This window comes from Cerasicoccus sp. TK19100 (assembly GCF_027257155.1).
In the GTDB taxonomy this organism is placed as follows: Bacteria; Verrucomicrobiota; Verrucomicrobiia; order Opitutales; family Cerasicoccaceae; genus Cerasicoccus; species Cerasicoccus fimbriatus.
The window spans coordinates 253,092-275,147 of sequence record NZ_JAPWDU010000002.1; the positions used below are offsets into that span (position 1 = coordinate 253,092).

General features: G+C 50.5%; 26 protein-coding genes. 10 read left to right on the forward strand and 16 right to left on the reverse strand.

What is annotated here, in order from left to right:
* Positions 1-6: 6 nt before the first annotated feature.
* From O3S85_RS04495 to O3S85_RS04535, 9 genes are all read right to left on the reverse strand, one after another.
* Complete coding sequence (locus tag O3S85_RS04495) at positions 7-909, reverse strand: hypothetical protein (RefSeq protein WP_269538129.1); 903 nt, start codon at positions 907-909, stop codon at positions 7-9.
* 949 nt (positions 910-1,858) lie between these two features.
* Positions 1,859-3,007, reverse strand: a complete 1,149-nt coding sequence (locus O3S85_RS04500) for a zonular occludens toxin domain-containing protein (protein WP_269538130.1) — start codon at positions 3,005-3,007, stop codon at positions 1,859-1,861.
* Positions 3,008-3,298: 291 nt separating this feature from the next.
* Positions 3,299-3,652: a hypothetical protein gene (locus O3S85_RS04505; RefSeq protein ID WP_269538131.1), complete on the reverse strand. Its 354-nt coding sequence runs from the start codon at positions 3,650-3,652 to the stop codon at positions 3,299-3,301.
* Positions 3,649-5,055: a hypothetical protein gene (locus tag O3S85_RS04510; protein ID WP_269538132.1), complete on the reverse strand. Its 1,407-nt coding sequence runs from the start codon at positions 5,053-5,055 to the stop codon at positions 3,649-3,651. Before O3S85_RS04510 ends, O3S85_RS04505 begins: the two co-directional genes overlap by 4 nt.
* Positions 5,052-5,192: a hypothetical protein gene (locus O3S85_RS04515; protein ID WP_269538133.1), complete on the reverse strand. Its 141-nt coding sequence runs from the start codon at positions 5,190-5,192 to the stop codon at positions 5,052-5,054. The genes O3S85_RS04510 and O3S85_RS04515 overlap by 4 nt, the downstream gene beginning before the upstream one ends.
* 44 nt (positions 5,193-5,236) lie before the next feature.
* Positions 5,237-5,470 carry a hypothetical protein gene (locus O3S85_RS04520; RefSeq protein WP_269538134.1) on the reverse strand — a complete coding sequence of 78 codons (234 nt, stop codon included), beginning with the start codon at positions 5,468-5,470 and terminating at the stop codon, positions 5,237-5,239.
* A 222-nt stretch (positions 5,471-5,692) separates the two neighbouring features.
* Positions 5,693-6,520 (reverse strand): hypothetical protein, encoded by an 828-nt coding sequence (locus O3S85_RS04525; protein ID WP_269538135.1) that lies wholly within the window; start codon positions 6,518-6,520, stop codon positions 5,693-5,695.
* Positions 6,521-6,611: 91 nt separating this feature from the next.
* A complete protein-coding gene (locus tag O3S85_RS04530) occupies positions 6,612-7,043 on the reverse strand; it encodes a hypothetical protein (RefSeq protein WP_269538137.1) in 432 nt (143 codons plus the stop codon).
* 21 nt (positions 7,044-7,064) lie between these two features.
* Positions 7,065-7,424: a hypothetical protein gene (locus tag O3S85_RS04535; RefSeq protein ID WP_269538138.1), complete on the reverse strand. Its 360-nt coding sequence runs from the start codon at positions 7,422-7,424 to the stop codon at positions 7,065-7,067.
* A 633-nt stretch (positions 7,425-8,057) separates the two neighbouring features.
* Here O3S85_RS04535 and O3S85_RS21260 point away from each other — a divergent pair.
* Entirely contained in the window at positions 8,058-8,222 is a 165-nt protein-coding gene (locus O3S85_RS21260) for a ribbon-helix-helix domain-containing protein (protein WP_425499845.1), read from the forward strand.
* Positions 8,223-8,642: 420 nt separating this feature from the next.
* Here O3S85_RS21260 and O3S85_RS04540 read toward each other — a convergent pair whose 3' ends face one another.
* Positions 8,643-8,918 carry a hypothetical protein gene (locus O3S85_RS04540; RefSeq protein WP_269538139.1) on the reverse strand — a complete coding sequence of 92 codons (276 nt, stop codon included), beginning with the start codon at positions 8,916-8,918 and terminating at the stop codon, positions 8,643-8,645.
* 62 nt (positions 8,919-8,980) lie between these two features.
* Between O3S85_RS04540 and O3S85_RS04545 the strand changes: the two genes are divergently transcribed.
* The 9 genes from O3S85_RS04545 to O3S85_RS04585 all read left to right on the forward strand — a co-directional run bounded on the left by O3S85_RS04545 (position 8,981) and on the right by O3S85_RS04585 (position 15,096).
* Positions 8,981-9,208: a hypothetical protein gene (locus tag O3S85_RS04545; protein ID WP_269538141.1), complete on the forward strand. Its 228-nt coding sequence runs from the start codon at positions 8,981-8,983 to the stop codon at positions 9,206-9,208.
* Entirely contained in the window at positions 9,205-9,480 is a 276-nt protein-coding gene (locus tag O3S85_RS04550; protein WP_269538143.1) for a hypothetical protein, read from the forward strand. The genes O3S85_RS04545 and O3S85_RS04550 overlap by 4 nt, the downstream gene beginning before the upstream one ends.
* On the forward strand, positions 9,477-9,791 hold the full coding sequence (locus tag O3S85_RS04555; RefSeq protein WP_269538145.1) for a hypothetical protein: 315 nt from the start codon (positions 9,477-9,479) through the stop codon (positions 9,789-9,791). The genes O3S85_RS04550 and O3S85_RS04555 overlap by 4 nt, the downstream gene beginning before the upstream one ends.
* A 20-nt stretch (positions 9,792-9,811) precedes the next feature.
* On the forward strand, positions 9,812-10,843 hold the full coding sequence (locus O3S85_RS04560; protein WP_269538147.1) for a rolling circle replication-associated protein: 1,032 nt from the start codon (positions 9,812-9,814) through the stop codon (positions 10,841-10,843).
* A complete protein-coding gene (locus O3S85_RS04565; protein ID WP_269538149.1) occupies positions 10,816-11,100 on the forward strand; it encodes a hypothetical protein in 285 nt (94 codons plus the stop codon). Before O3S85_RS04560 ends, O3S85_RS04565 begins: the two co-directional genes overlap by 28 nt.
* A gap of 112 nt (positions 11,101-11,212) precedes the next feature.
* On the forward strand, positions 11,213-11,482 hold the full coding sequence (locus O3S85_RS04570; RefSeq protein ID WP_269538151.1) for a hypothetical protein: 270 nt from the start codon (positions 11,213-11,215) through the stop codon (positions 11,480-11,482).
* A gap of 44 nt (positions 11,483-11,526) precedes the next feature.
* Positions 11,527-11,835, forward strand: coding sequence for a hypothetical protein (locus O3S85_RS04575; protein WP_269538152.1), 309 nt, complete (start codon positions 11,527-11,529; stop codon positions 11,833-11,835).
* A gap of 119 nt (positions 11,836-11,954) precedes the next feature.
* A complete protein-coding gene (locus O3S85_RS04580; protein ID WP_269538154.1) occupies positions 11,955-13,724 on the forward strand; it encodes a hypothetical protein in 1,770 nt (589 codons plus the stop codon).
* Between the two features lie 145 nt (positions 13,725-13,869).
* Entirely contained in the window at positions 13,870-15,096 is a 1,227-nt protein-coding gene (locus tag O3S85_RS04585; protein ID WP_269538156.1) for a zonular occludens toxin domain-containing protein, read from the forward strand.
* On the opposite strand, the gene O3S85_RS04590 is transcribed toward O3S85_RS04585, so the two are convergent.
* The 6 genes from O3S85_RS04590 to O3S85_RS04615 all read right to left on the reverse strand — a co-directional run bounded on the left by O3S85_RS04590 (position 15,093) and on the right by O3S85_RS04615 (position 22,049).
* A complete protein-coding gene (locus O3S85_RS04590; protein WP_269538158.1) occupies positions 15,093-15,416 on the reverse strand; it encodes a hypothetical protein in 324 nt (107 codons plus the stop codon). The genes O3S85_RS04585 and O3S85_RS04590 overlap by 4 nt on opposite strands.
* Positions 15,417-16,254: 838 nt before the next feature.
* Positions 16,255-17,640 (reverse strand): signal peptidase I, encoded by a 1,386-nt coding sequence (gene lepB / locus O3S85_RS04595; protein ID WP_269538160.1) that lies wholly within the window; start codon positions 17,638-17,640, stop codon positions 16,255-16,257.
* A 60-nt stretch (positions 17,641-17,700) separates the two neighbouring features.
* A complete protein-coding gene (gene lepA, locus O3S85_RS04600; RefSeq protein ID WP_269538162.1) occupies positions 17,701-19,500 on the reverse strand; it encodes a translation elongation factor 4 in 1,800 nt (599 codons plus the stop codon).
* Positions 19,501-19,507: 7 nt separating this feature from the next.
* On the reverse strand, positions 19,508-20,413 hold the full coding sequence (gene fabD / locus O3S85_RS04605; protein ID WP_269538164.1) for an ACP S-malonyltransferase: 906 nt from the start codon (positions 20,411-20,413) through the stop codon (positions 19,508-19,510).
* Positions 20,414-20,571: 158 nt separating this feature from the next.
* Positions 20,572-20,892: a hypothetical protein gene (locus tag O3S85_RS04610; protein WP_269538166.1), complete on the reverse strand. Its 321-nt coding sequence runs from the start codon at positions 20,890-20,892 to the stop codon at positions 20,572-20,574.
* Positions 20,893-20,942: 50 nt separating this feature from the next.
* Positions 20,943-22,049 carry a type IV pilus twitching motility protein PilT gene (locus O3S85_RS04615; RefSeq protein ID WP_269538168.1) on the reverse strand — a complete coding sequence of 369 codons (1,107 nt, stop codon included), beginning with the start codon at positions 22,047-22,049 and terminating at the stop codon, positions 20,943-20,945.
* Positions 22,050-22,056 lie beyond the last annotated feature (7 nt).

Here is a 22,056-nt window from a genome sequence, read left to right on the forward strand (position 1 = left end):
CTAATGCTATAGCCTATCAATCAAAGGCCAGTACATAATCATTTTTGGCGATAGCAGTGCATCGCTTACGGTGGGCTCGCCTGTCAATCTAATCGCTGCGCCAAGGCCACATACTTTTAGTGCCTGCTCTGAATGGCTTTCAGTCCCCAATTCAGCTAAGAGGTCTCGATAAAATTGCTCATCGTTTGAGCCTAATCCAACGGCCTCAATATCTACCTTGAACTGTAACAGTAAGCGGTCTTGCTGACTTCGGTTTGCCGCAAGGTATTCAAGCACAGTAATATACCGAAAATCATCCAATGAATGCTTCGACGCCTTAAGCTTTGGAGGCAACGTCTCAGGTGGAGCTTCATGGACGTCTTGCTGCTTGCTTGGAACATTAGCTGCGACCAACGTTCTTTGCGGTTCCTCGGCGCTCTTGGAGAGCAGTAATGCCACAAGCAGGCCGACTGCAATAAAAACAAACAAGAGCATTAATCGTTTGGTAGCTTCGTTTCCTGTGGGTTCTGTCACCTGACTAAGCGACTTGCCAGGCAACTGGCTATCAGTGCTGCAAATGTCCTGAGACAACTGAGCAAACCGAGGGTGGGAGGGGTCCTTTGGCGTTTGCCAATCTTTAGGATATACTAACTCGCCATATTCAATCAAATGGCTCATTTTGCCATAACTATAGAAGAACTCATCATCTTCTTCCCAAAACAGAGCATCGGACCTCAATTTCCCTTGAGAGAACCATAAAGAAGCACGTTCCCAGGTCTCTGGACAAAGATACTCGCCGGTCTCTGGATTGGCCATAAAAACGCAGCGAATGCCTTTATTCTCAGCAATATACTCTAGATTTTTTTGAATCGTTGGAGGGGCACTAGTTCTTAACTCCAAGATCGCCTTCAGAATGCCATCGCCACGCATTTGTCTATTATTCTGAGGTGGGTGCCAAGATAGCAAGGTTTCAAAGCCTATGAAATCGCGATGCAGTGAGATTGCATGCCTGTTGAATTCACTTAAGCAGTTCAGGTTTTTGTGACATGAGACAAGCTCTGGTGTTCATCGAATACTTTTTGGAATATACCAATTGCATGTCTTTGAGCATGCCGAGATACCGCAACCATGGGCGAGTGAGGGCGAGCCCGTGAAATCGACACCAAATATAGGAAATCCAAAAAGTATTATTGAGCCCAAAAACTTTTAATTTCGGCTATCGATTCGGTTTTTTTCTAAGTTGTTGCTTTGGGGTAGTTTAGCTTATTTCGACCTTTTTTAGGCTTTTTCAGGGAACCAAAAACTATTAGGGGAATCCTCAGAAAGGGCAAACCCTCAAAAAAATTAGCCCAATAAATTAGACATAATATATAGCGTGTTTACCTGCGCTCAAGTGGGGTGTTTGCCTCCGTGTCAAACTATAAAGAGATAGGGGCCTTTCAAGGATTAGCATTGCTTATCCTATGCAATAAGGAAGAGGCCGAGATTCCTCACGCTGTTTTCCGATCCAGACTAAAACCTTACCTGATTCAGCTCGATTTGCAAGGTATCGAGCGATCCGAAGGGCCTGTGGCTTGTATCTCGTTTCGTAGAACTCTCTAACATTTGGGTCGGTGCAGGATATCTTGATGACCTCACCATTGCGAACACGCCTCTTGACCAAGCAAAAGACGAGAGGCTTTCTAACGAATTCAAACTCCATTTGATACGGCATGATCAGCAATCTCTAGGGCATTGAGCACTAGGCAATATACTGTAGCACTCAAAATTGAGGGGCGTTTTCCGTTACCGTGGTTGGCTCATAGAGCCAAGGGCGTTGCCCTCTCGCCTAGACGGCCTCGCCCACTACACGCATTTGTTGGCAAGGGAAGATGAGGCATTAAAACAGGATGCTTTTGGCAACTGGAGGTGGACTAATGTCGTTTTTTGGCGCTAGTTCTAGTCCACTTGACTGCTGGTAAACGACGCCGTCGAACATGACTTTGCGGTCGTGCATGCGGATAGTTAAGCGTGGGTCCAGTTCGGTAATGATGCGGCCATCGTCCAGGACGACCCTCATTGACGAGTAACGGCAGAAATCGTGTCGTGCTGGAATCTGGTGGGCAGTCCTGCCGGTAACCATGCCCATCACTCCCATGGTTTGAAATGTGGGGATTGTCTCTTTTTCTTGTTCCGGATCCGAACCAACTACACTATCTAACGCGATTTGTGACGTTTGAGGAGGCTTAACTGCGGGGGCTTCTTTTGGCTGCTCTGCTGGCTGTTCATGTCCACCGGCAAAAGCGATTGTAGCATATGAAACGGCTACCGTGAAGGCGGCTCGCTTGCCCCAGACGATGAGGGGGTTTGGCTTTTTGGGTGGAAGCTCTCGCCTCACAACCTCGATGTCGTCGGGACTATCGGCGATGGCTTCGGCAATCTCGGCCTGAATGTCGTGAGACTGGTAGAAGGTGTAAATGCGCTTATCTTTGCGCAGGAATTGCTTGTCGTATTGGAGCTTGGCGTTTCGTGCGTCGAACTCGCCGTAACAGTAATACGGGAACGGCAATTCGATTCCCCACCACTTGAGCTTTTGAAGGTCTCGGAACGTAAAGACACTTTGAGCACAATCACGAACCTGCTTGTTGATGTGCTGGAAATCATGGGCAATAAACGTCGTGTCGATGTGCATCTTTCGAGCATGCACAATCATTTCGAAGACGGCCCGATCTGACTGTTTCAGGTCCTTGCTATTATGATGAATGCCGGCCTCGTCAATGATGAGCCGGTTTGGCCTTTGGCGAGTGCCCTTGGAAAGGTGTTTCGTGAATTTTCCGGCCTCACCGTGTGGGATATGAACGTATTGGCGGTCGTCGAGCTTAAGGCCTTCTTCATCCTCGAAATACATCGTGATGCGGTCCCACTTAAGCGGGATATTGGTAAACACGATGCCACCGGCCCTAAAGACGTTAAGAGCCTCTCTCACTGCGTGGTAGCTCTTGTAGCTGCCGAGCGTGCCCGAATACACTCTAAATATGCAATCTTTCATTGTTATGTGATTTGGCTCAATAGTTCCTCACTAGCTTGCTAGCCCTCTGTTTCTCGCTCCGCTGGCCTGCGGCCATCTCCGCTCCAATTGGCACTCCGACCGCTCATCTCGTCACTTGCTGAACTGGCCTAACTCGCCTACGGCTCAGACAAAGGCCAGTTGCGGGCGCTACGTTCCTTGATTCGCTTTGGCCTCCGTGCCGGAAGTCGCTTCGCTGGCCTCCGGCCAGCTGCGCTCCGAAGAGGTTCGGGCGTCGCTGCGCTGCGTGATGTTGAAGTTTCTTAGGGTTCATCACGCTACAGTTGGAATCCATGACTTAATGACACGTATCAGGGCGGCTGTAGCCTTGAGGGTGAGAAACACGGCGATGATCTCAAAAGTAAGGTCCATCGGAAAAAACGTGTTCATCGTTACCCAGATATCGCTTGCGACACTGGAGAAGTCAGCGTTGCCGAAGTCAAAGTTGAGGTCTGCGATGATGGCGTCTATCTGGTCGAGTGCCCAATTGATGAATTGATGCAGCGCATGGAGCATTCCTAACATTGCACCTGCTGCACCAAGCACCGGCGTGAGAGACATGATCAGGTTGCCATCAATGTTTGATAGTTTCTCGTAGATGCCCTTAAGGATTTTCCAAACGTTCATGCAAAGGCTCCTTTCACTACGTCGATTCCTCGGAAGGTGGCTATGATGATCAGAATTGCGGCAACCAACGATCTGATCATCTCGATCAGTGACGTGTAAGGTGTGAGATCGAGTGTGCCGCCTAAGTCGTATCCTTGGTAAGGTGCGCTAATCGTGAATTGATATTTCCTGCCACTTACTGACGGAAAAGTATTAACTGTAGAAGGAATGAGACCCATCGCGTTGCTAAGTAGCAATTGAGGCCTGCCCATGGTTGCGGCCCAGTCGTCACCGTCGCCCGTCTGTCCCTCGGTGGAGATTGGATTTGCGTGCTCAACTGGCGTCGTGCCGTCGTCTTGGAAGTGTCCATCGACAGCAGCGCGAAGCTCGATAAGACTCTGTGACGTGTCGCCATGGCCTGAGGCGTTGATCGTGTTAATCAGACTGAGCCATGCTGTGGTCTCCTCGTGTCGGCCCTGCATGGCTTCATTCATGCCGTCGAATCTGTCGTTCTGATTTTCTTCGGACTCGGTCCACATGTGCTCATTGCTCAGGTGCTCCTCCTGCCGGTTGTGATCGTGGTCTTTGATGGCTTCGACCACGTCGGCCAAGCCTGCTTCACCTGGTAGAATTCCGACAGGGTCGTATTCCTCTTCGGTCTTGTCTTTGCGAGTTTCGGCCGTGACGTAATCATCGGCCTTAGGCTGCTGTGGCTGCTCGCTATAGCTTGGAGGAATGGGGGCAACCAAGCCCTCTGTGACTGTCGCAACAACGTTTTCGCTAGCACGTCCCTCACCGTAAGGTGCCGTGTGGTATTGAGGAAAATAAACGCCTGCACTGACAGCATCGCTGCCAGTGATGCGGTAGACGCGCACGGCAAAGTTGCTAAAGGGGGTTCCACCGTAGGAGCCTTCTACGCCGGTAATGATCATATTGTGATTTGGCGGAATGGTCTCAGTGGAACTATAGTTTTCGCCGTTGAGACTCTCGCTTGGATTCTCGAATTGAACCTCCCAGTAATATTGGACGTCGCTCTGCGTGTCGTTTGGAAATGCCGGGGTGGTAAGCTCATACCATTCGTCTGGGGGTGGAGGCGCTGGAATGGCTGTCACGAAGTAGCCTAAAATATGCGAGTATTGAGCGTTTGAGGTCTCGAACTCCTCGAGGATGTATCCGCTTTCAAGCATTGGAACACCGTCAATCTTGACGTTCCTAACGGGCGAGTATCCGTCGTTAGCAGTGGTGTAGAGTCCGTAGTCTGTGCCTCCTGCTATGTAGTCCTCGTAGAGAGCTTCCAAGTCCTCGCTACGACTGTAACTGAGCCAAGTTCCTCCTGATGTTTTGTATTCGTAGCTGACAGTTTCAGAGAGGAGAGAGAAGGGGAGCAAGAAAAGCGCAATGAAAAGTAGCTTGAAGGTTTTCATGAGTCACGGTGTTGCCAAAAGATGGCTGTTATTACTGCAATGTTTGCCGCTATGGAGCTGGCAAAGAGTTGGACAAGCAGCTCGATTTGGTCGACTTGCTGTTCTGCAATCAGTGTGAGGAGCTCGGCTTCTGTCATGATGAAAAAAGCGGGGAGGGGGGTTGGTTCCCCTCCCCAACTGTTTAGCGGCTGGTGGCAGCCTTTAAGCCCATCTTCGATGCGTAGATCGCACGGATCGCGAAGAATACAGGCAAACCGGCGATGGCGCAGGCGAGCAGGGAGGCGAGGATGATAGCAGCGTTGGTTACGAACTCCGTAGTAACCGAAGTCATATCGACTGCTTCAGCATGTGCAGCGGTAGCGCCGAGGCACCAGAGGCCGACGAGGGCAATCAGGCGTTTGTGTGATTTTTTCATAGTATGTTCTTTTTTTTTTGGTTGTGAGGCCCCGCAACGTGCAGGGCTTAAGGTGAAGTGGTGAGAATGAAAGCTCGCTTGATAGCTATCATTTTGTAATTCAGTAGCAAAACCCCTAGGTAGAGGCTGAACCACGGGACAGCGCTTTGGAAAATCGTCACGATTGTAATTGTCTCAGGTTCCATGATTGAAGCTTGGTATAAATTGATAATCTACCATCGATTACAATGTGTTTAAATATGCTACCAAGCGGTCTTGGTTGTGTTGGTTCATGAAAATCGAGAAGCTTTGACGATTCGTAGCCCTAAGGCGTCCCTGGCTTAATTTGCGCGCGATGCGTGCGGCTCGGTTTACCTGCTTATCTGTCATGTATCCTAGGTCAGACCTAAGCATGTTTTCTTTGACCCGTGGGCCGTTTATCCATCCCCACCAACGGCCAACTTCGATATCTGGCGCTTGGTTGCCCTTTGAAGCATGCAAGGCAAGATACCATGATGCTTTGCCGCTTTCGCGGTAGGTGACCTTAGAGCCATACTCTGATGAGTTGCCGCTAAGCTTGCTCCAGTATCGCGCAAGTTTTGCTTCGTCTTCTTCGGAGAAGCCGCAGAGCAATGCGTGATAATGAGGCACCCAAAGAGGAAGCAAAACGGCGTTTCGCTTGTCACATTCGGCCTGTCGATCTCCGTCGAACTCTTCAACGGTTTTGTTAAGTCGAATGTATTTGCGCCGGAATGGACGCCATTTGTTGCGGTCTTGAAACTCGAGACGCCAGACACCGAAAAAGCCGTTTCGGTCGCACCATTTGCGCAGTGCGTCGAGGTGCTCTTTGGGGTCTTCTGGCCATTGGTCGCCATAGGTAAGCGAAGCGTGGGCAGGCTCAACCGGCCAGACCACCATAGAGAGGTTTTTGGCGAGTTGATAGCGCGCTTTGGCTGAGAAGCCTTTGAGCTTTTGCTTTTTGCCATGGCTGCGTTTGACCTTTTTCGTCTCAGGCTGAGGAATGAAGATTTGCAGGAGATTGGAACCGCCAACCAAGTTGGGAGGGTCCATTTCGTCCGGATATGTCGCTAATACTAAAGACGCGACCCGCTAGGCGGCTCAGCCCACGCAGAACAAAACGTTCTCGCGTGGGCTGTTCCCCCTATGCGGCTGGCTTCTTTTTGCCCTCCTTAGCGTCATCTGCGGTTTGTGTGAGGAACGAGCCAGCAAAGTAAGGCGAAAGCTCATCACGGTAAATTTCGTGTCCGGCCTGCTCGATTTGGACGATTGAGCCAATACGAAAGCCGGCCTTTTTCTCTTGGCCGAAAGCAGCGGGGATGCACTCAACTACGATGCTTGAACATTCGAGCATAGCGCTGCCGTCTGCGTTGGTTTCTTTGAGGTGCTCGGCCAGAGGTTCGGCGATGTGCTTGGGGAGCTTGCCGGACCACTTGCCGCCCTCGTAAATGAAAGATACGCCGCTCTGGCGGTCATTCATCGAGTAGACGTTGCCCTTGACCTCGCGAAACGTAGCGTAGCCGAGAATTACGGGCGGGGGTGTTGACGCACCCTTTAGATTTCCTAGTGTGAGCATTGGTGATCTTGTATGTTTAGGTTACCGTTGTGAGGAAGCCCTGACAGTTGCCGCTGTCGGGGCTTCGTTTTTGAAAAGGGAAGCCTGCCCGTTGATTTCGGGCAGGCTTGAGTTTTCGCCTGATGTTTCGCCTTGGTCGGCGTCGATGGTAGCGGCGAGGAATTGTTTTGCGCGGTGTGTGGCTTCTACGGCCTCAAACATGACACCGGGCAGCACTTGAAAAACTTCGCATGCGTCCAGGAGCTCCTGAACGGTGATATGGCCACCTGCTACACGTGGAGCAATGGCGGTCCAGCATTGGCCGAGGCGGTCGCGATATTCTGAGTCCGAAAGGTCGCATTGGCCTTTCCACCAGACAGCAGGAGAGGGCGCCCCGATCACGAGACGCCCCCTTTCAGCGTGTCTTCTGTGTCTGCCGGTAGGTCCGGCAAAGCTTTATGGCATGCGGCGCATACCTTGACCGGCTCGCCGTCATACATGCAAGAGCAAGTATCAGTCGTTAGGTAACGACGAGGCAAATACATTGCCTGGAGATACGTGGTGCTAAAGGCTGAACGCTCAATAACTAGGCCACCACTTGTAACCCAGCCATATGAAAATTTACGATTAACTTGGTGCTCAAGCTCATGCGGAAGCTCAGCACTCAATATCTGATAGAATGAACAGTTGCGGTCACTCATGAAACAAGCTCTCCGATGTCCTGAAATTCTTCCTCAGTGATGCGCTTAAACTCCGTAGCGCGAAACGGGGTCCCTTTGGGGTTCTTAGACTGGAAGCCTCTTATCTGAACGAAGAAATAAGGGAAACCAGCTACGCCGGTGATTGTGCCAACGCAGTCATGCCAGACTCCGCCATTCGTGATTCTTACTCGCTTTTGTTTCACAGATTTACCTTTCGCTGATGTGTATTCAAACCTCACAGGTGCTGTGCGGTAGTGGGGTCATATTGAAACCTCACAGGTATGCATCAAGTAAATTGACAACCTCAGAGAAATGTATAAGCCTCTGTGATCTTATGGGTTCACCTCTATCCAAGAATAGCGCTTACTTGAGCGTCGTTGTTCCTAAGGAAGTAAAGGCGAAGTTAGCCGAGCTTGCGAAGGATGACAGGCGATCTCTGTCGCAAATGGTATCCATCATATTGGAGGACTTTGCGAACGGCAAGAACGTAAGCCGTTAGATGGTAAGGATTTGCGAAAGGGCAAACCCTCGGAAAAATCAGCCCATCAAATTAGACATAATATATATTGTGCGCATTTTGTAATATAAAGCGGTTTACGGACTTTTGCATGTAAAGTTGTAAACCGCTGATATTTATATCTTTACGCCTGCATCTCTTAATGCATCGCGTATTCTTAGCTTAATCCAGTCCGTGCGCGTCCTATCATCCTTCTGAGCGAGTTTTTCGATCTCAGAAATCCATGCTTTAGGAAAAGACAGGTTAACACGGCCTGACTCGGGACTTGGACTATTTGGCATAACATCAACACGACTAATACCTGACTGCGGTTGTGTCAATTAACTTGTGGTTGCGTCAACCCGTGTGCTTAATCGACTTAGGTAGACGCAACCCGTGTTGCATCAGCACGTTCTTTGAAGATCAGCGCAATTTTAGCGAATCGGCCTTAATGCCCTTTCCTCTATTCGCATTCTCTTTGTGTTCCGCTGCTGCGAGCCAGAACTGCGTCTCCTCGGTTTTCACCTTAAGGAAGCTGTTCAGGTTCCAAAGCACGGCCATCGTTAGTAGGGCTAGGACTAGTCCAATGATTGCCCAAACGCATAGGATAACCAGCGAAACGGCTCCCGCTGTTTCTGCTGCTTCCATCTGCTGCTGCATCATTTGTTGGTAGTTTTGTAAGGCTTGCTGAGAGTTCATTCGCCCAAATTGCGCTAATTGTTCAGGGAAACAATCATAAATAAATTAGCGAAAGGAAATCTGTGATTATCGAGACTGAAATCAGCAAAGGGATGACCGCCGAAGAGCTCAATAAGGTGGTTGCACACATCAATGCCAACATCGCCTCTCTGCGTGAGGCTATCCAGCATCATCCGATCTTGAGTAAACCTTACTCAGAACAAATCCAAGCACTTGAAAATGCGCGATTCATCATCTGCTTGCATGCTGGCGCAACGCTTCAATTTGAAGACTTGGAGGCAGCGTCATGAGCTTTACAACAGAGCTTCAAAATCCATTTGGCTGTCGTGTTGTTCGTGTCTATTCTTCTAGGCAGTCCTCATTTGCGATCGAGCTATCATGCGGTAATCTCTTGATGCGCGATGTTCGTGACCCACGTCGCTCAAGCAAGGGAGAATTTTACGCAAGACGTTGGAAATCTTTTGACGCTGCACAGGCTTGGCTCGATCAACGCAAGCAACAATTTCAGGCACCACAGTCTGAATCACAGAAGAACGCTAATAATGGAGGGGCGGTCAAATGATCGTCCCTCCTACAATTTCCCTCTCTGAGGTTGTTCCGTTCTTCGTGGACTTCCTGCCGGTGATCGTTGTTCTCCTCCTGATTCGCCCTACTCTGCGTTTCGTCCGCTCTCAATTCTTTACTGAGCAACCCACAGAGCTAGATATTCAGGATTTCGCGGATTCGCTCCTTATCGACTCTCAAGCCTTAGAAATGGAGTTTGAGAACTCCGGCAGCATTGAGGCCTATTGGCGCTTTAAAGAGCGCATGGATATCATCCAGGAATTGGGCATGTTCTTGGATCGCCAAAAGGAATTGGAGGCAAGCAAGTGAGTCCCCAAGTCCCTATTTTGATGGAAAAGCCAAAGATTGAGCCTATGGGCAAAAATCAATTCCGTGTTTGGTATACTCTCAATGATGATCGCCGTTTCCTAGATGCAGATTCAGAGTATAAAGCTAAGCTCTGGTATCATAATATCAAGGAATACGGTTGCTGGTATGTTGACGGCAATCCATCCGATGAGATTCAACAGGCTCAAACTGAGCAACTAGAGGCTGATTTGGCCCAAGTGTATGCACTTCCCGATGGCGAACCCATCTCGGTTGAGCGATTTGAAAATGCCAACTGGTTTACCGATTACGGGGCGCATCTGAAGGTTAAAGACATCCGCAAAAAGGGACTCCCCACATTCCGCGATGCTCGCTTTATCACGCTAACCACTGATCCAGACCGCTATCCAGACCCGCAACGCGCCTATGAGTTGGGTAAGCGTCACTTACCTCAATTCGTTTATTTACTCTCTCAGTTCTTGGGCAAAAAAATCCCTTACTGTTGGAAACTCGAATTTCACAAAAACGGCTTTGCTCACTGGCACATCGTTTTGATTCACCGTGAGTTCATTCCCTTTGAAATCATCAATAAATGCTGGGCTAAGGGTCGAACTGACATCAAGCGCGTGCGCAATAATGATTGGGAGTATTTATTCAAATACGTAGGCAAAGCCGTAGATCTTCCCGATTGGGTTCTCGATTACGAGCAAATCAGATTTTTCCAAGCCTCTCGGGGCTTCTATACGAATGTGCAACCGTGCGCTTCCGGCCGTTCCTCCGGCGAACATAAAAAGGGCAATGAACGAGAAAAACTCACCCTGGGGCAGAAAATAGAAAAATGGGGGCGCACGGTTGTTATTCGCCGCCCTGGGGATCGCTGCCGCATGCGTCAAGTTTGGGCAGATTCGTTCATGTCATTCTTTGTCGATCAGGGGCAGAAATTTTGCACGGAAATGCATCATCAAAAAGCAAGCAAGCGTTCTTTCCGTGGCGCTTGGCAAGTAATCACATCTAAAGACGAAGTAATATGGCAAATGCTGAAAAACCATCCGTAACTCTCGACTTCACACAGTCCTTTGAAGTCAAGGGAATCGTTCTCACTGCTGAGAAGCGTGAAACCAAAACCAAGAAGGGTGAACCTCTTGAAATCTGCAATATCATGCTCCTCGTTGGGGCTACTCCTGTTGCTGTTGTTGCAATGGATAAATCTGGCGTTCATTGCCCGAAACCAGGTGATCAAGTCACCTATCGCCTAACCCCTCCTATGGGTAAGCAGGTCATCGAGCTTAATGGGCAATTCAAGGCTGCATAATCATGCTGTATGGACTGCCAGCGCTTCCCCGATATGCCCCTTCAGGGGCATACGGGGGAGCGTGGCGCCCTACCCTTGTTAATAGGCACTTTAACTTTCAATAGCGTTCTGAATGGAAAAGCCACTAAAGGAATTAACGGCGCAAGACGCGCCAATCGTCTACAACGAATACGCTTCGTTTAATGAGCTTTATCAGAAGCTTATGAGCTTCTTGGAAGCAACTGAATCTCAGGTCCTCCCGAGTCAATGGCGCGGCTGGGCATCTTTGCGACGAAACGAGCTAGAGCGATACCTGCCAGCAATCCGAAAAGAGCATTCCAAACTCTGTGATCAACTGACCGTTTGCCGCGGCAAAACCTCGCAAACAACCATGCCGTTCTAAATTTCCCACTAAGGGAATTAACACAAACATAAACAGTAAGTATCATGAAAATGCTCAAGAAGATCGTAAGTAAGGCACGTGATAAGGTGCAGTCAGCATTTCGTAAGGTCACCGACTTTGCGAAAGATGTCAAAACAGCCGTTGTCTGCATTGCACGCAACCATCGTCGCAAGGCTGCTTTTGGTGGCCTTACTCTCGGTGCCATGTCTCAGGCTGCTGCTGAAGTACCGGCAGAATTGGCGGGTATTGTCACCGATGCAACCTCGGCTTGGACTTCTGTCCAAACCTTCATTGTGACCGTGGCCGCCTTTATGGTGATCCTCGGTGTCATCATGAAGATTCGCCGTGCCTAATTGGCTTGGGGGGTGGTTCGTTCAATCGGGCCATCCCCTTTACCTTATCTAGCCATGGAATATGTAATTTTCACTGCGGGCGTCATCTGCGCTTACTGCGTTTTCTCTACCTTTCGTCGATGAGAACGTTTTTTCTAATTTTCTTTTTCCTCCCTGTATTGGTTTTTGCCGAAATCGTGGGTTATGAGTTCTCTAATGGCAGTAGTTGGCAATATTACTCGCGCAGCGTCGATCTTGAGGCACTTTACTTCGACTACTTAGACGATGGTGACGATTACGGGCTTTTCACCACTGCAAACAACGGCTATGCACCGGTTAGAAATGTGACTGTTGATGGTGTGCCATTGGAAACAAGTGGATATGTCTTTGAGCAGGTGAATCGTTCAAATGAAACTTATTCACACATTTTAGGATTTCTTGTTACTGCTATTCCCAATCCACCTCAAAAACAGCCATTTTATGAGGCCTCAACTGGCCAATTTTACAACGGTTCACAGGAAACCGTTTCATATGTTCTCACGCTTACTAAAGAGACAGAAATGGGTCTTGAGAGTGAGCAAACACAGATTGATTTGGACGAAAATGAATGGTTTGATGCTAGTGCGGGAAGTCGTTACCCGATGGAAATTCGCGTTCAACAGTTAGTCAACGGTGCTACCGCTTCACTAGGTAAGGTTTCAGGTATCCCAACAGGTGAGTATTATGAGCATGAAATGCCTAGTGATTATTACGATATCGTCGAAGCTACTGGCACCGAAACTGACTTTGAAGATTATGTTCCTCCTGTCCTTGACCCAATTTATGAATTGGATCGAGGAGACTTAGAGGGCTACTTCCCTGAGGGTTTGTCCAGCTTGGATGATTTCCAGCCCTATGTTCCGATTGATCCTCATATGCCCCAAGAAGGCGATACAGAAGCCGATTTTGCGGCAGATAATGCACTGAATATCGAGAAGCTAATCAAGAATGATCAAATGCTCTGGGAAGCAAGTAATAGAGCTGCAAATGATCGATTAGAGAAACTCGATTCGCGTCAGGCGCAACGGCATTCACAGTCGTTTCTCTGGCAACAAAAGCAGTTAGATACCTCTAGGGAGCATCTTCAGGCAACAACTCAGCAAACCTCAGATTTAAAATCTGAGTTTAACGAATCTCAAATGCAGCAATCAGAAATGATTGATGAGCTGGGAAACGCAAATGATAAACTAGACGCATTGGTCGCAGATAGTGATTTACAAAATCAGCTTTACAGTGACACGCCTGGCACTTCGCAAATGTCGGCAAATGGTGGTGCCGCTCAAACCGATATGATCTCTAAATTCGATGCCCTTACAATTCCCGGTGGTGTGCCGGATATTAATCCGGGCACAATGAATCTTTCAGTTTCGCTCGGTGGAGAAACTATCAGCCTAAACCCCTTCGATTATTCGGAATTCAACGAACTATCATCTTATATCAAAAAATTGATTTTCTGGTTCGCCTTCTTGTTTTACTCAATTCGCTGTATCGATACGGTGGCTCACTTGAGCCTTGAAACGCTTCGCATGAAGCAAGCCAAGGGCAACAATGCTTTCGCTGGTACGGGTGCGCAAATCACGGCTTTAATTGCGGCGGGATTAATCACAGTCGCCTTGCTGACGGTGCCAACGCTTTTGATTGGTCTTTTCGATCCTGAATATGGGGGTCTTGACTGGTTTACGTTGGGTAATACTAACCCCCTCGATCCTAGCGGATTTTCTAGCTTTATCGAAATGGCTGTGGCCATGGTGGACGCCTTTATTCCAATGGTCCCGATTATCTATTTCGTTTTTCAGTGGGTCGCCCTTCGCGTGTGGGGTACTGCTGCAATTCTCGGTATCGCTTCACTCGTAAGATTCATTGTCCCATGACCATTGAACAATTACTTTTTGATAATGCCACCAATGCAGAGATTTTTGCATATGGATTCTGGTTTCAAGCAGTCCTTCAAGTTTCTTGGCTTTGCTTCCGAACTGTCCTGCGTCGCATCAATGGCAACTGCTCTCCTGATCCGTCATGATTAAGCTACTCACCGGAAAGCCACGCAACGGAAAGGGCTTGTTGGCAATTAAGATTATCTGCGACGCATTGATTGAAACAGATAATATGATTTTCACGAATCTGCCGATTCGCTTAACGGAATTGCAGGACTACGTAATATATAAAGGCAGACCAGATATTTTTGTCCAAGATCGCGTAGTCGAACTAACAAATGACTACCTAAATACCGTCATTCCAGACTATCGAGAGGGCAAGCGATTGGATTGTCTTCGTCATTTCTTTCTGCATAGAGCTCCTAACGTTGTTCTGCCGCTTTGGTCTGCCGATGAAGAAATTGATTGGTCCGATCACATGAAAGAAGATTGGTGGAAACCTGTAACCTTCGTCATCGACGAATGTCACAAGCTCTACCCCTCTAGGGACTACAAGAAATTTAGCCCACGAATCGAAGAATACTTCGCCGAGCATGGGCACATGGGTGATTCCGTTTGGTTAGTCACGCAATACGTTGAACAGCTCGACAAGCACTGTCGTTCATTCCCCCAAGAGTTTATCGTAGTTCGTAACTACTCTAAGGAAAAACACTCAATATTCCGTGGCCCTAAGCTTTTCCGTAAATATACTTATCTGACAGCTCCTACCGGTTCAAATATGGATCGTTCTGTTCACGAGCAAACATTCACTCTAGATAAGAAACAAGCCGAATGCTATCATACCTCGCGCCAAGGTGGTGATGCTGATAAAAACGAAAAAACCAAAGGTATTTCCGTCTATTGGGTCATCCCTGTTGGCGTTATCATCCTGCTGGCCGTCCTTTCCGTTCCTAAGCTTTTCCAGTGGGGTATGGATTCCGTTTTAGGCAAGACCAAGGTCGAACAATCTGATTCTCCCTCTGCTTCAACTAATCAAACTCCCGCTTCCGCTCAATCAGATCAAGCCCACTCCTCTACCTCTACGCATCAAAATAATGCCCCTCAAACCGGATATTACGTGTCAATGGGCCTAATCGATGGTGAACCGATGGTCCGTCTTGAATCTGGGGAAATCATCACTGCCGATGATCCTCGTTTGGTCGCCATCGATCGATACAAAACGGTACACTTGTCCGATGGCACGCGCTTATTTCGCAAGCCTTATTCACCCATGCCCGCCTCTGGCGATCGAGCGATTGCAGCTCAACCAGTTCCCGATTTAGAGAAGCCCAGTGATGAAGAAATGGGTATCGGTTTATTCGGCTTTTAGCCGATCTGACGCATGACCAGTGAAGGCAGCACGCCCCATCTTTCGCAAATCTCTTCTAGGTCGTGCCAGCTAGGCGTCTTTTCTTCCCATAGCGTGATGCACTCAATTACGGCGCTGTTGATGTTCGCTTGCAGCCGATGTTCTTCCTCGGTCACGCATGCGCTTTTCATTTGGTGCCCGTAGAATAGCTCGGTCCGTCCGTCCGTAAACCTTACCGTGAATTCGTCTACGTGTTTTACGATTACGCCGCTAAGTCCGTTCCAAGGGCATCCTTCGCAGTTGATGATTACTTGCTCGCCGATCTTGTATCCAGATTTCATGATATTAATTGATAGAGTTAGGACGCCCATCCAGAGTGAAGGGCAATCCCGTTTCCCCTGCCAAGCGGCGAGCGAAGCTCTAAGCGTCACCGAAGCGGACGTCCGCAGGACGTGCTGTCAGAGGTGGAGATCGAGAGGTTGTTTTTGGAATAGCGGTCGGTTGTCGAAAAGGTTCCAAAAACAACCTCTCGATACTACCTTGACAGCTTCAAGCGAAGGTGTGGCACCGTTCTCCCCGCTTGGCGGGGAAACGGGATGAACCCATGACTAAAAAGTGAGCAATGCGAGATATGCCACTATTGGAATCTATATGCACAATCTTCGTAACAGACCGTATTGGTATGAGGGACTTTTCCCCTCAAAATTGGCTGCATATAGGTGCTGCAAGGTAGGTTAAAGACTTTATTTTCGTCGTCCCTTCATCATGGTCATTCGTCCTATAATTTGGGCTTCTCGTCGCTCGCTTCGTCAAGGTGAGTCATATAAGCTAAAACTCTCAAATATTGAGCGGGGCAAAGTCTATTCAGCTCCTAGCAAGCCAAAAGCTGTAAGTCTTTCAAGATCTCTAGCTTCTACTTGCGCAAATGGCGCAGTTTTGGTATGGATTGGTCCAGATTTTAAAGGCGGCAGGGCATGTCGCAGGATTAGAAAAACTAATCAAAAAGGGCGTTGACAGCCTTGAAATTGGCAATGTCGGATTGTTTATTGGGCGCAAATTATTGAACGATACACCCTATATATTGTGCGTATTTGGGGCGCGTATGGTTGGTGTATTGAACTATATAGAACCTGCCGGACATCTGGGATTATCGATGATGTGCTGGCGTTCCCCGCGGACTTATCTCGCGGGTCCCCAGCGATGGGAAAACGGATAAAAGATGAATGTGGCGCGTCCAATGACATCGTCTTCTGGCACCATGTTGACAGGAACGCCAGCTTCGGACTCCGCTGGCGTGAGCACCCAGTCTTGCTTGCCATAGCCCCAGAATCGACTGTCCGAGCTGTGTGGCGAATTATCGCCCATCGCAAAATAGAAATCCTCGGGAATGCTAATGGTGTCTCCATCGGCCAGCCACGCAACATCGCGATACCCTGGATAGCCTTCCTCGCGCTTGGCATTGAGCTCAAATGCCTTAGCACCCTCGATTGGCTCTCCGTTACGAATCAAGGTATTGTCGGATACCTCTAGCTCGTCGCCAGGCACGCCGACCAGGCGCTTGATGTAATAACGCTCGTCCGGAACCGTATATTGTCCGGTGCCCGGTATGGCCTCTGTGCGCAAACCAGGAATGTTGTCCGTACGAAATACGATTGGCGAACCCACTTTCGGGCGGACGAAATTGTAGCTAAATCGGTCAACAAACAGCATATCACCGCTGTTCACGTTGAAATCCAGTATCGTGTCGCCCTCATTCAGCATGATCCCAGTATGGATCCAAAAAACGCCATAATCCTTCGCATCTCGGGTGATTTTGCCCTGGTTCTTGTAGTTAATGAAGACCTGCGTGAGTCCGTAATCCAGCCAATCATAATCGGGGAACCAACTTTGAAGGATCACGTCTTCCAGCTCGAAATCTCCCGGTAAATCCATCGAAATGGCGGTTCCGCCAACCGCCAACCGGTAGCTGCTGGTAATCGTCTCGACCTTATTCAGAACGGGGATTTTGCCGCCAAGCATGGGCTCCTTGCTCTGGGTTTTCCATGGATGCGCGCGCAAGCCGTCAATACCCACCGGTGTTTGCTGGACGATAACGGGGATCATCAACTCTCCGCTGTTAGGCGCGGTGATATAGTGGTTGAAATCGCCAAAAATCGCCGCCGTTATGTTCTGAGTAGCGCCTAGAAAGGCGCGTGCCGGTAGCGATGGACGCGGCTCACTTGGCGGGTAAACGGTGGCGTTCAGCCCCGCGTAAGTCGGCCACATGGAGTTTGTGGGGATCTTGAACGGCTGGAAAAAATAAGTGCGCACGCCAATGGCCAAGACTACGGCGATGATCACCATTTCCACGTTTTCATTACCAAAAGTGACCGGGTAAACCTTGCCACCGTGCTTCTTGAGCACCTTGTCCAGCGCGTCCTTGTTCTTGGTTAGCTCTTTCTCCGAGGCTTTTTCATCGAATGCCTTTTCGAGGTCGCTCTTAGCCTTGGCGATATCGGCCAGCGCGGCTTCGCTTAGCACGTCCCGTCGATAGCACACGACCTTGTGGGCGTGGCTGAGCATCATGCGGCACTCTTTGCGCAGTTTTTTAGTTTTATTGCCGAGGAACCACATGCTTGAGCCGGATTAGTTGGAAGTTTTCAGAATCTTGATGAACGCGTCTTGTGGGATGGAGACCTTGCCGATCTGCTTCATGCGCTCCTTACCCTTTTTCTGCTTTTCGAGCAGCTTGCGCTTACGGGTAATGTCACCGCCATAGCACTTTGCTGTCACGTCTTTACGGAATGCGCTAAGTGTCTCACGGGCAATCACTTTCGTCCCGATGACGGCCTGGATCGGCACCTTGAACATTTGTTGCGGCAGAATCTCCTTCAACCGCTCGCAAAGCGCCCTGCCCCGCGTCTCGGCCTTATCACGGTGAACGATCGAGGAAAACGCATCCACGATCTCACCGTGGACCATGATGTCCATCTTCACGAGGTCGCTCTTCTGGTAGTTGCCCATCTCGTAGTCCATCGAGCCGTAGCCCTTCGTCACGGATTTCAGGCGGTCGTTGAAGTCGATTAGAATCTCATTGAGCGGCAGCACGCAAACGAGCATAACCCGCGTTCCATCAATGGTTTCCGTGTGCTCGCAGAAGCCACGCTTTTCCGAAACCAATGCCAGAATATCACCTATGTTGTCGCTCGGCGTATGGATCGTGGCCTTGATCGTCGGTTCCTCGATATACTCGATTTCGCTCGGCTCAGGCATGAAAACCGGGTTGTGCACCTCGGTTTCCTCGCCGTCGGTCAGGCCGACTTTATAAACCACGCTCGGATATGTCGAAATGATGTCCAGGTCGTACTCGCGGCGGAGGCGTTCCTGGACGATTTCCATGTGCAAGAGGCCGAGGAAGCCGCAGCGGAAACCAAAGCCCAGCGCCACGGAGCTTTCCGACTGGTAGTCCAGCGCGGCGTCGTTGAGTTGCAGCTTGGCCATGCTTGACTTGAGCTTTCCGTAGTCGTTGGTATCCAACGGGTAAATGCCGCTAAAGACCATCGGGCGCACTTCCTTGTAGCCCGGGAGCATGTCCTTGGCCGGGTCGGCGCTATGGGTGATCGTGTCACCGATTTTAATCTCAGTCAGCTCCTTGATCGCCGTGACGATGTATCCCGTACGGCCGGCCGAAAGTTCCTTTTCAGGCAGCATGCGCGGCGAGAAGCGGCCGACTTCTTTGACGAGCGTCTTTTCGCCGGTACCGAGCATCAGGACCTCGTCGCCGGCCTTGATGGTGCCAGAGAACACACGGACAAAGCAAATGACGCCCTTGTAAGTGTCGTAGACGTTGTCAAAGATCAGGCAGCGCGTCTGGTCGTAGTCAGTCCAGCGCGGCGGCGGCAAACGCGTGGCAACGGCCTCCAGGATGTCCTCAATGCCGATGCCCGACTTACCGCTGGCACGGATCGCGTCTTCGCGCGGAATGGCGAGCACGTCTTCGATCTGCTGCTCGATGATTTCGGGCTCCGCGCCGGGCAAATCGATCTTGTTGATGACGGGGATGATTTCCAGCCCCTGCTCCATCGCCAGATGCGCGTTGGCAACCGTTTGCGCCTCGATGCCCTGCGCAGCGTCCACGAGCAGTAGCGCGCCTTCACAGGCCGCGAGACTGCGCGAGACCTCATAGGAGAAGTCCACGTGCCCGGGGGTGTCGATCAGGTTAAAGAGGTATTCCTTGTCACCGTGCTTATAGAGCATGGAGACCGGGTGGCTCTTGATGGTGATGCCGCGCTCGCGCTCGAGGTCCATGGAGTCGAGCAGCTGCTCTTTCATGTCCCGGCGTTGAACGGTGCTGGTTTGCTCGAGCAATCGGTCGGACAAGGTGGTCTTGCCGTGGTCGACGTGCGCAATAATGCAAAAATTGCGAATGTGGTCGGTTTTACTCATATGGGCCTTAGGCAGGCAAATCGGCAAACTCACTCAGTGAGGTAACGGTGGCGTCGCGGTCGATGCGCTTGGCCAGGCCGGCCAGCGTGCCGCCAGGGCCGCACTCGTAGAAATCTGTCATGCCCAGGGCGACGAGGCCGCGGAAACAATCCTCCCAGCGCACGGCCGAGACGACCTGCTTCACGAGGGCTTGCTTGATCTCGCTCGGGTCACTGATTTGCTGGCCGGTGGTATTGGTAAAGACCGGCATCGACGGCGCGGCGAAATCCTTACTGGCGAGGAATGACTCAAAGGCGTCGGCAGCGGGCTGCATCAGACGGCTGTGGTAGGCACCGGCGACGTTGAGCGGAATCGCGCGCTTAAAACCGGCGTCCTGAGCCGCGGCTGTAGCATTGGCGATCTTGTCCTTGTCGCCAGATAGAACGGTCTGCCCGGGGCAATTTAAATTGGCCACGTCGACATCGTGCGCCTGGGCGAGGTCATATGCGCCCTGCAAATCACCGCCCAGCAGGCTGGTCATGCCGCCGTTGGTTGCCTCGCAGGCTTCCTGCATCAGCGCGCCGCGCTTGGCCACGATTTCGAGGCCGGTCGCGAAGTCGAATACACCCGCCAGATGCAGCGCGGTCAACTCACCAAGGCTCAGGCCCGCAGCGCCGCCAATTTCGGGCAGCTTGCCCTGCTCGCGGAGCGCGGCGACCACGGCGATGCCATGCACATAAAGCGCCGGTTGGCAGACGCGGGTTTCGGTCAGCGTTTCAGTCGGTCCTTCGAAGCAGGCAGCGGTTAAATCCCAGCCAAGCACCTCGTTGGCTTGTTCGAATACCTGCTTGGCGGCACCGCTGTTTTCGCACAGGGACTTGCCCATGCCGACCGCTTGCGCGCCTTGTCCTGAAAAAATGAATGCTACTGCCATAAGGGGAAGAGCATTTCACGGATATAGCGGCGTAAGGAAAGAATAAAAAGCAATCGCCGTGCCGGAAATAGTGATTCGGGGCGGATTTACTGCGAGATTCTCTCAGTATGGGGCGGATGTTACGCTAGTGAGATGAAGCTATGGATGGGATCATCCCTTTAGTTGGCCATTTTGATTTTTAAAATCCCTTCGGAAATCTCTGCAAATATCTCGTCGGATATACCTTCGATAAAATCGTTACCAAACCATTTCCCGAATTCCTCCCTTACTACGAGCTCAATATCCTCACTTGTGTTCAAATTCATAACCCTCGGTAGGATAGTATCCACTTCAGGTTCATACTCATCCGTATTATCCCCAAAATTTATGTCCATCGGGTCGATGTCGAACAACAGAGAGGACATCAAACTGTAAGTCTCGGCAAATTCTAATTTTATTTGGCAGCGCGTTTCTATGATTTGCTCTCTATCTGATTTCATTCAATAAATTGATCGGCAATATTGGCGCAGACCTACCTAGTAGCCAACCCCTACCCGACCAAACCGCCGGTGCTCAGGAAGATGCCCTTCAGGTTCATTTCGAGGGCCTTCGGGTTTGGCGAGGCTTGGAGGCCGTCGGCCTTGGAGACGAGACCCGCTTTAATGAGGCGGTAAAGGTCGCGGTTGAAGGACTTGGAGCCGGATTCGTCGTTGCCGTCGATGACGCCGTTGATCTTCTGGAATTCGCCGTCCTCGATGACGGTTCGGCCCAGGCTGTCGATCACGAACAGCTCCACACACGGGACGCGACCGCCCTCGATGCCGGGGATCAGCTTTTGCGTGATCGTGCCGCGGAGCGTGCTGGCGATCTGGCGACGCATGGAATGCTGCTGCTCAACCGGGAAGAATTCAAACAAACGCTGGACGGCCTGTTGCGCGCTACCGGCGTGCAGGGTGCCAAATACAAGGTGACCCGTTTCCGCCGCGTGGAGCGCCGTTTCGAAGGTGCTCTTGTCACGCATTTCACCAATGAGGATCACGTCCGGGTCCTGGCGAAGCACCGCCTTGAGGCCGTGGTGGAAGGTCGGCGCGTCGATACCGATTTCGCGCTGGTTAAAGACCGATTTTTTATCCGTGTAGTTGAATTCGATCGGGTCTTCCAGGGTGACAATGTGCTTGTCGTAATTCTCGTTGATGTAGTCCAGCATCGCCGCGAGCGTGGAGCTCTTACCGGAGCCGGTCGCACCGCAGACCAGCACAATGCCGTCGCGGTGGAGGCAGAATTTCTTAAACTGGTCGGGATCATGGTTGAGATCCTCGAAGGTCGGCGGAGTGTCCTTAACGTGACGGAAGACCACGCTCGGCACACCGCGCTGGTAAAAGCCGTTGACACGAAACCGGCCCAGGCCGAGCTCTTCGAGGTCGTAACAATAGTCGACCTGGTTGTCGTTCTTCCAGCTTTCGTAAAATTGCTCCGGCACACTTTGCTCGATAAATTCGAGAATCTGGTCGTGGCTCAGCGGGTCCATGTCTACGGGCTCCAGGTGGCCGTGAAGGCGCAGATAGGCCGGTTTTTCCGTCTTAATGTGGATGTCACTGGCGCCGTTTTCGACGGCCAATTGCAGGAGGCTATTAAATAATTCGATGGACTCGGACATGGCGTAA

Coding starts and splice junctions, on each gene's coding strand:
- O3S85_RS04495 (WP_269538129.1), bottom strand. CDS start 909: ATGCGTGGCGATGGCATTCTGAAGGCGATCTTGGAGTTAAGAACTAGT.
- O3S85_RS04500 (WP_269538130.1), bottom strand. CDS start 3,007: ATGAAAGATTGCATATTTAGAGTGTATTCGGGCACGCTCGGCAGCTAC.
- O3S85_RS04505 (WP_269538131.1), bottom strand. CDS start 3,652: ATGAACGTTTGGAAAATCCTTAAGGGCATCTACGAGAAACTATCAAAC.
- O3S85_RS04510 (WP_269538132.1), bottom strand. CDS start 5,055: ATGAAAACCTTCAAGCTACTTTTCATTGCGCTTTTCTTGCTCCCCTTC.
- O3S85_RS04515 (WP_269538133.1), bottom strand. CDS start 5,192: ATGACAGAAGCCGAGCTCCTCACACTGATTGCAGAACAGCAAGTCGAC.
- O3S85_RS04520 (WP_269538134.1), bottom strand. CDS start 5,470: ATGAAAAAATCACACAAACGCCTGATTGCCCTCGTCGGCCTCTGGTGC.
- O3S85_RS04525 (WP_269538135.1), bottom strand. CDS start 6,520: ATGGACCCTCCCAACTTGGTTGGCGGTTCCAATCTCCTGCAAATCTTC.
- O3S85_RS04530 (WP_269538137.1), bottom strand. CDS start 7,043: ATGCTCACACTAGGAAATCTAAAGGGTGCGTCAACACCCCCGCCCGTA.
- O3S85_RS21260 (WP_425499845.1), top strand. CDS start 8,058: ATGGGTTCACCTCTATCCAAGAATAGCGCTTACTTGAGCGTCGTTGTT.
- O3S85_RS04540 (WP_269538139.1), bottom strand. CDS start 8,918: ATGAACTCTCAGCAAGCCTTACAAAACTACCAACAAATGATGCAGCAG.
- O3S85_RS04550 (WP_269538143.1), top strand. CDS start 9,205: ATGAGCTTTACAACAGAGCTTCAAAATCCATTTGGCTGTCGTGTTGTT.
- O3S85_RS04555 (WP_269538145.1), top strand. CDS start 9,477: ATGATCGTCCCTCCTACAATTTCCCTCTCTGAGGTTGTTCCGTTCTTC.
- O3S85_RS04560 (WP_269538147.1), top strand. CDS start 9,812: ATGGAAAAGCCAAAGATTGAGCCTATGGGCAAAAATCAATTCCGTGTT.
- O3S85_RS04565 (WP_269538149.1), top strand. CDS start 10,816: ATGGCAAATGCTGAAAAACCATCCGTAACTCTCGACTTCACACAGTCC.
- O3S85_RS04570 (WP_269538151.1), top strand. CDS start 11,213: ATGGAAAAGCCACTAAAGGAATTAACGGCGCAAGACGCGCCAATCGTC.
- O3S85_RS04575 (WP_269538152.1), top strand. CDS start 11,527: ATGAAAATGCTCAAGAAGATCGTAAGTAAGGCACGTGATAAGGTGCAG.
- O3S85_RS04580 (WP_269538154.1), top strand. CDS start 11,955: ATGAGAACGTTTTTTCTAATTTTCTTTTTCCTCCCTGTATTGGTTTTT.
- O3S85_RS04585 (WP_269538156.1), top strand. CDS start 13,870: ATGATTAAGCTACTCACCGGAAAGCCACGCAACGGAAAGGGCTTGTTG.
- O3S85_RS04590 (WP_269538158.1), bottom strand. CDS start 15,416: ATGAAATCTGGATACAAGATCGGCGAGCAAGTAATCATCAACTGCGAA.
- lepB (WP_269538160.1), bottom strand. CDS start 17,640: ATGATGCTCAGCCACGCCCACAAGGTCGTGTGCTATCGACGGGACGTG.
- lepA (WP_269538162.1), bottom strand. CDS start 19,500: ATGAGTAAAACCGACCACATTCGCAATTTTTGCATTATTGCGCACGTC.
- fabD (WP_269538164.1), bottom strand. CDS start 20,413: ATGGCAGTAGCATTCATTTTTTCAGGACAAGGCGCGCAAGCGGTCGGC.
- O3S85_RS04610 (WP_269538166.1), bottom strand. CDS start 20,892: ATGAAATCAGATAGAGAGCAAATCATAGAAACGCGCTGCCAAATAAAA.
- O3S85_RS04615 (WP_269538168.1), bottom strand. CDS start 22,049: ATGTCCGAGTCCATCGAATTATTTAATAGCCTCCTGCAATTGGCCGTC.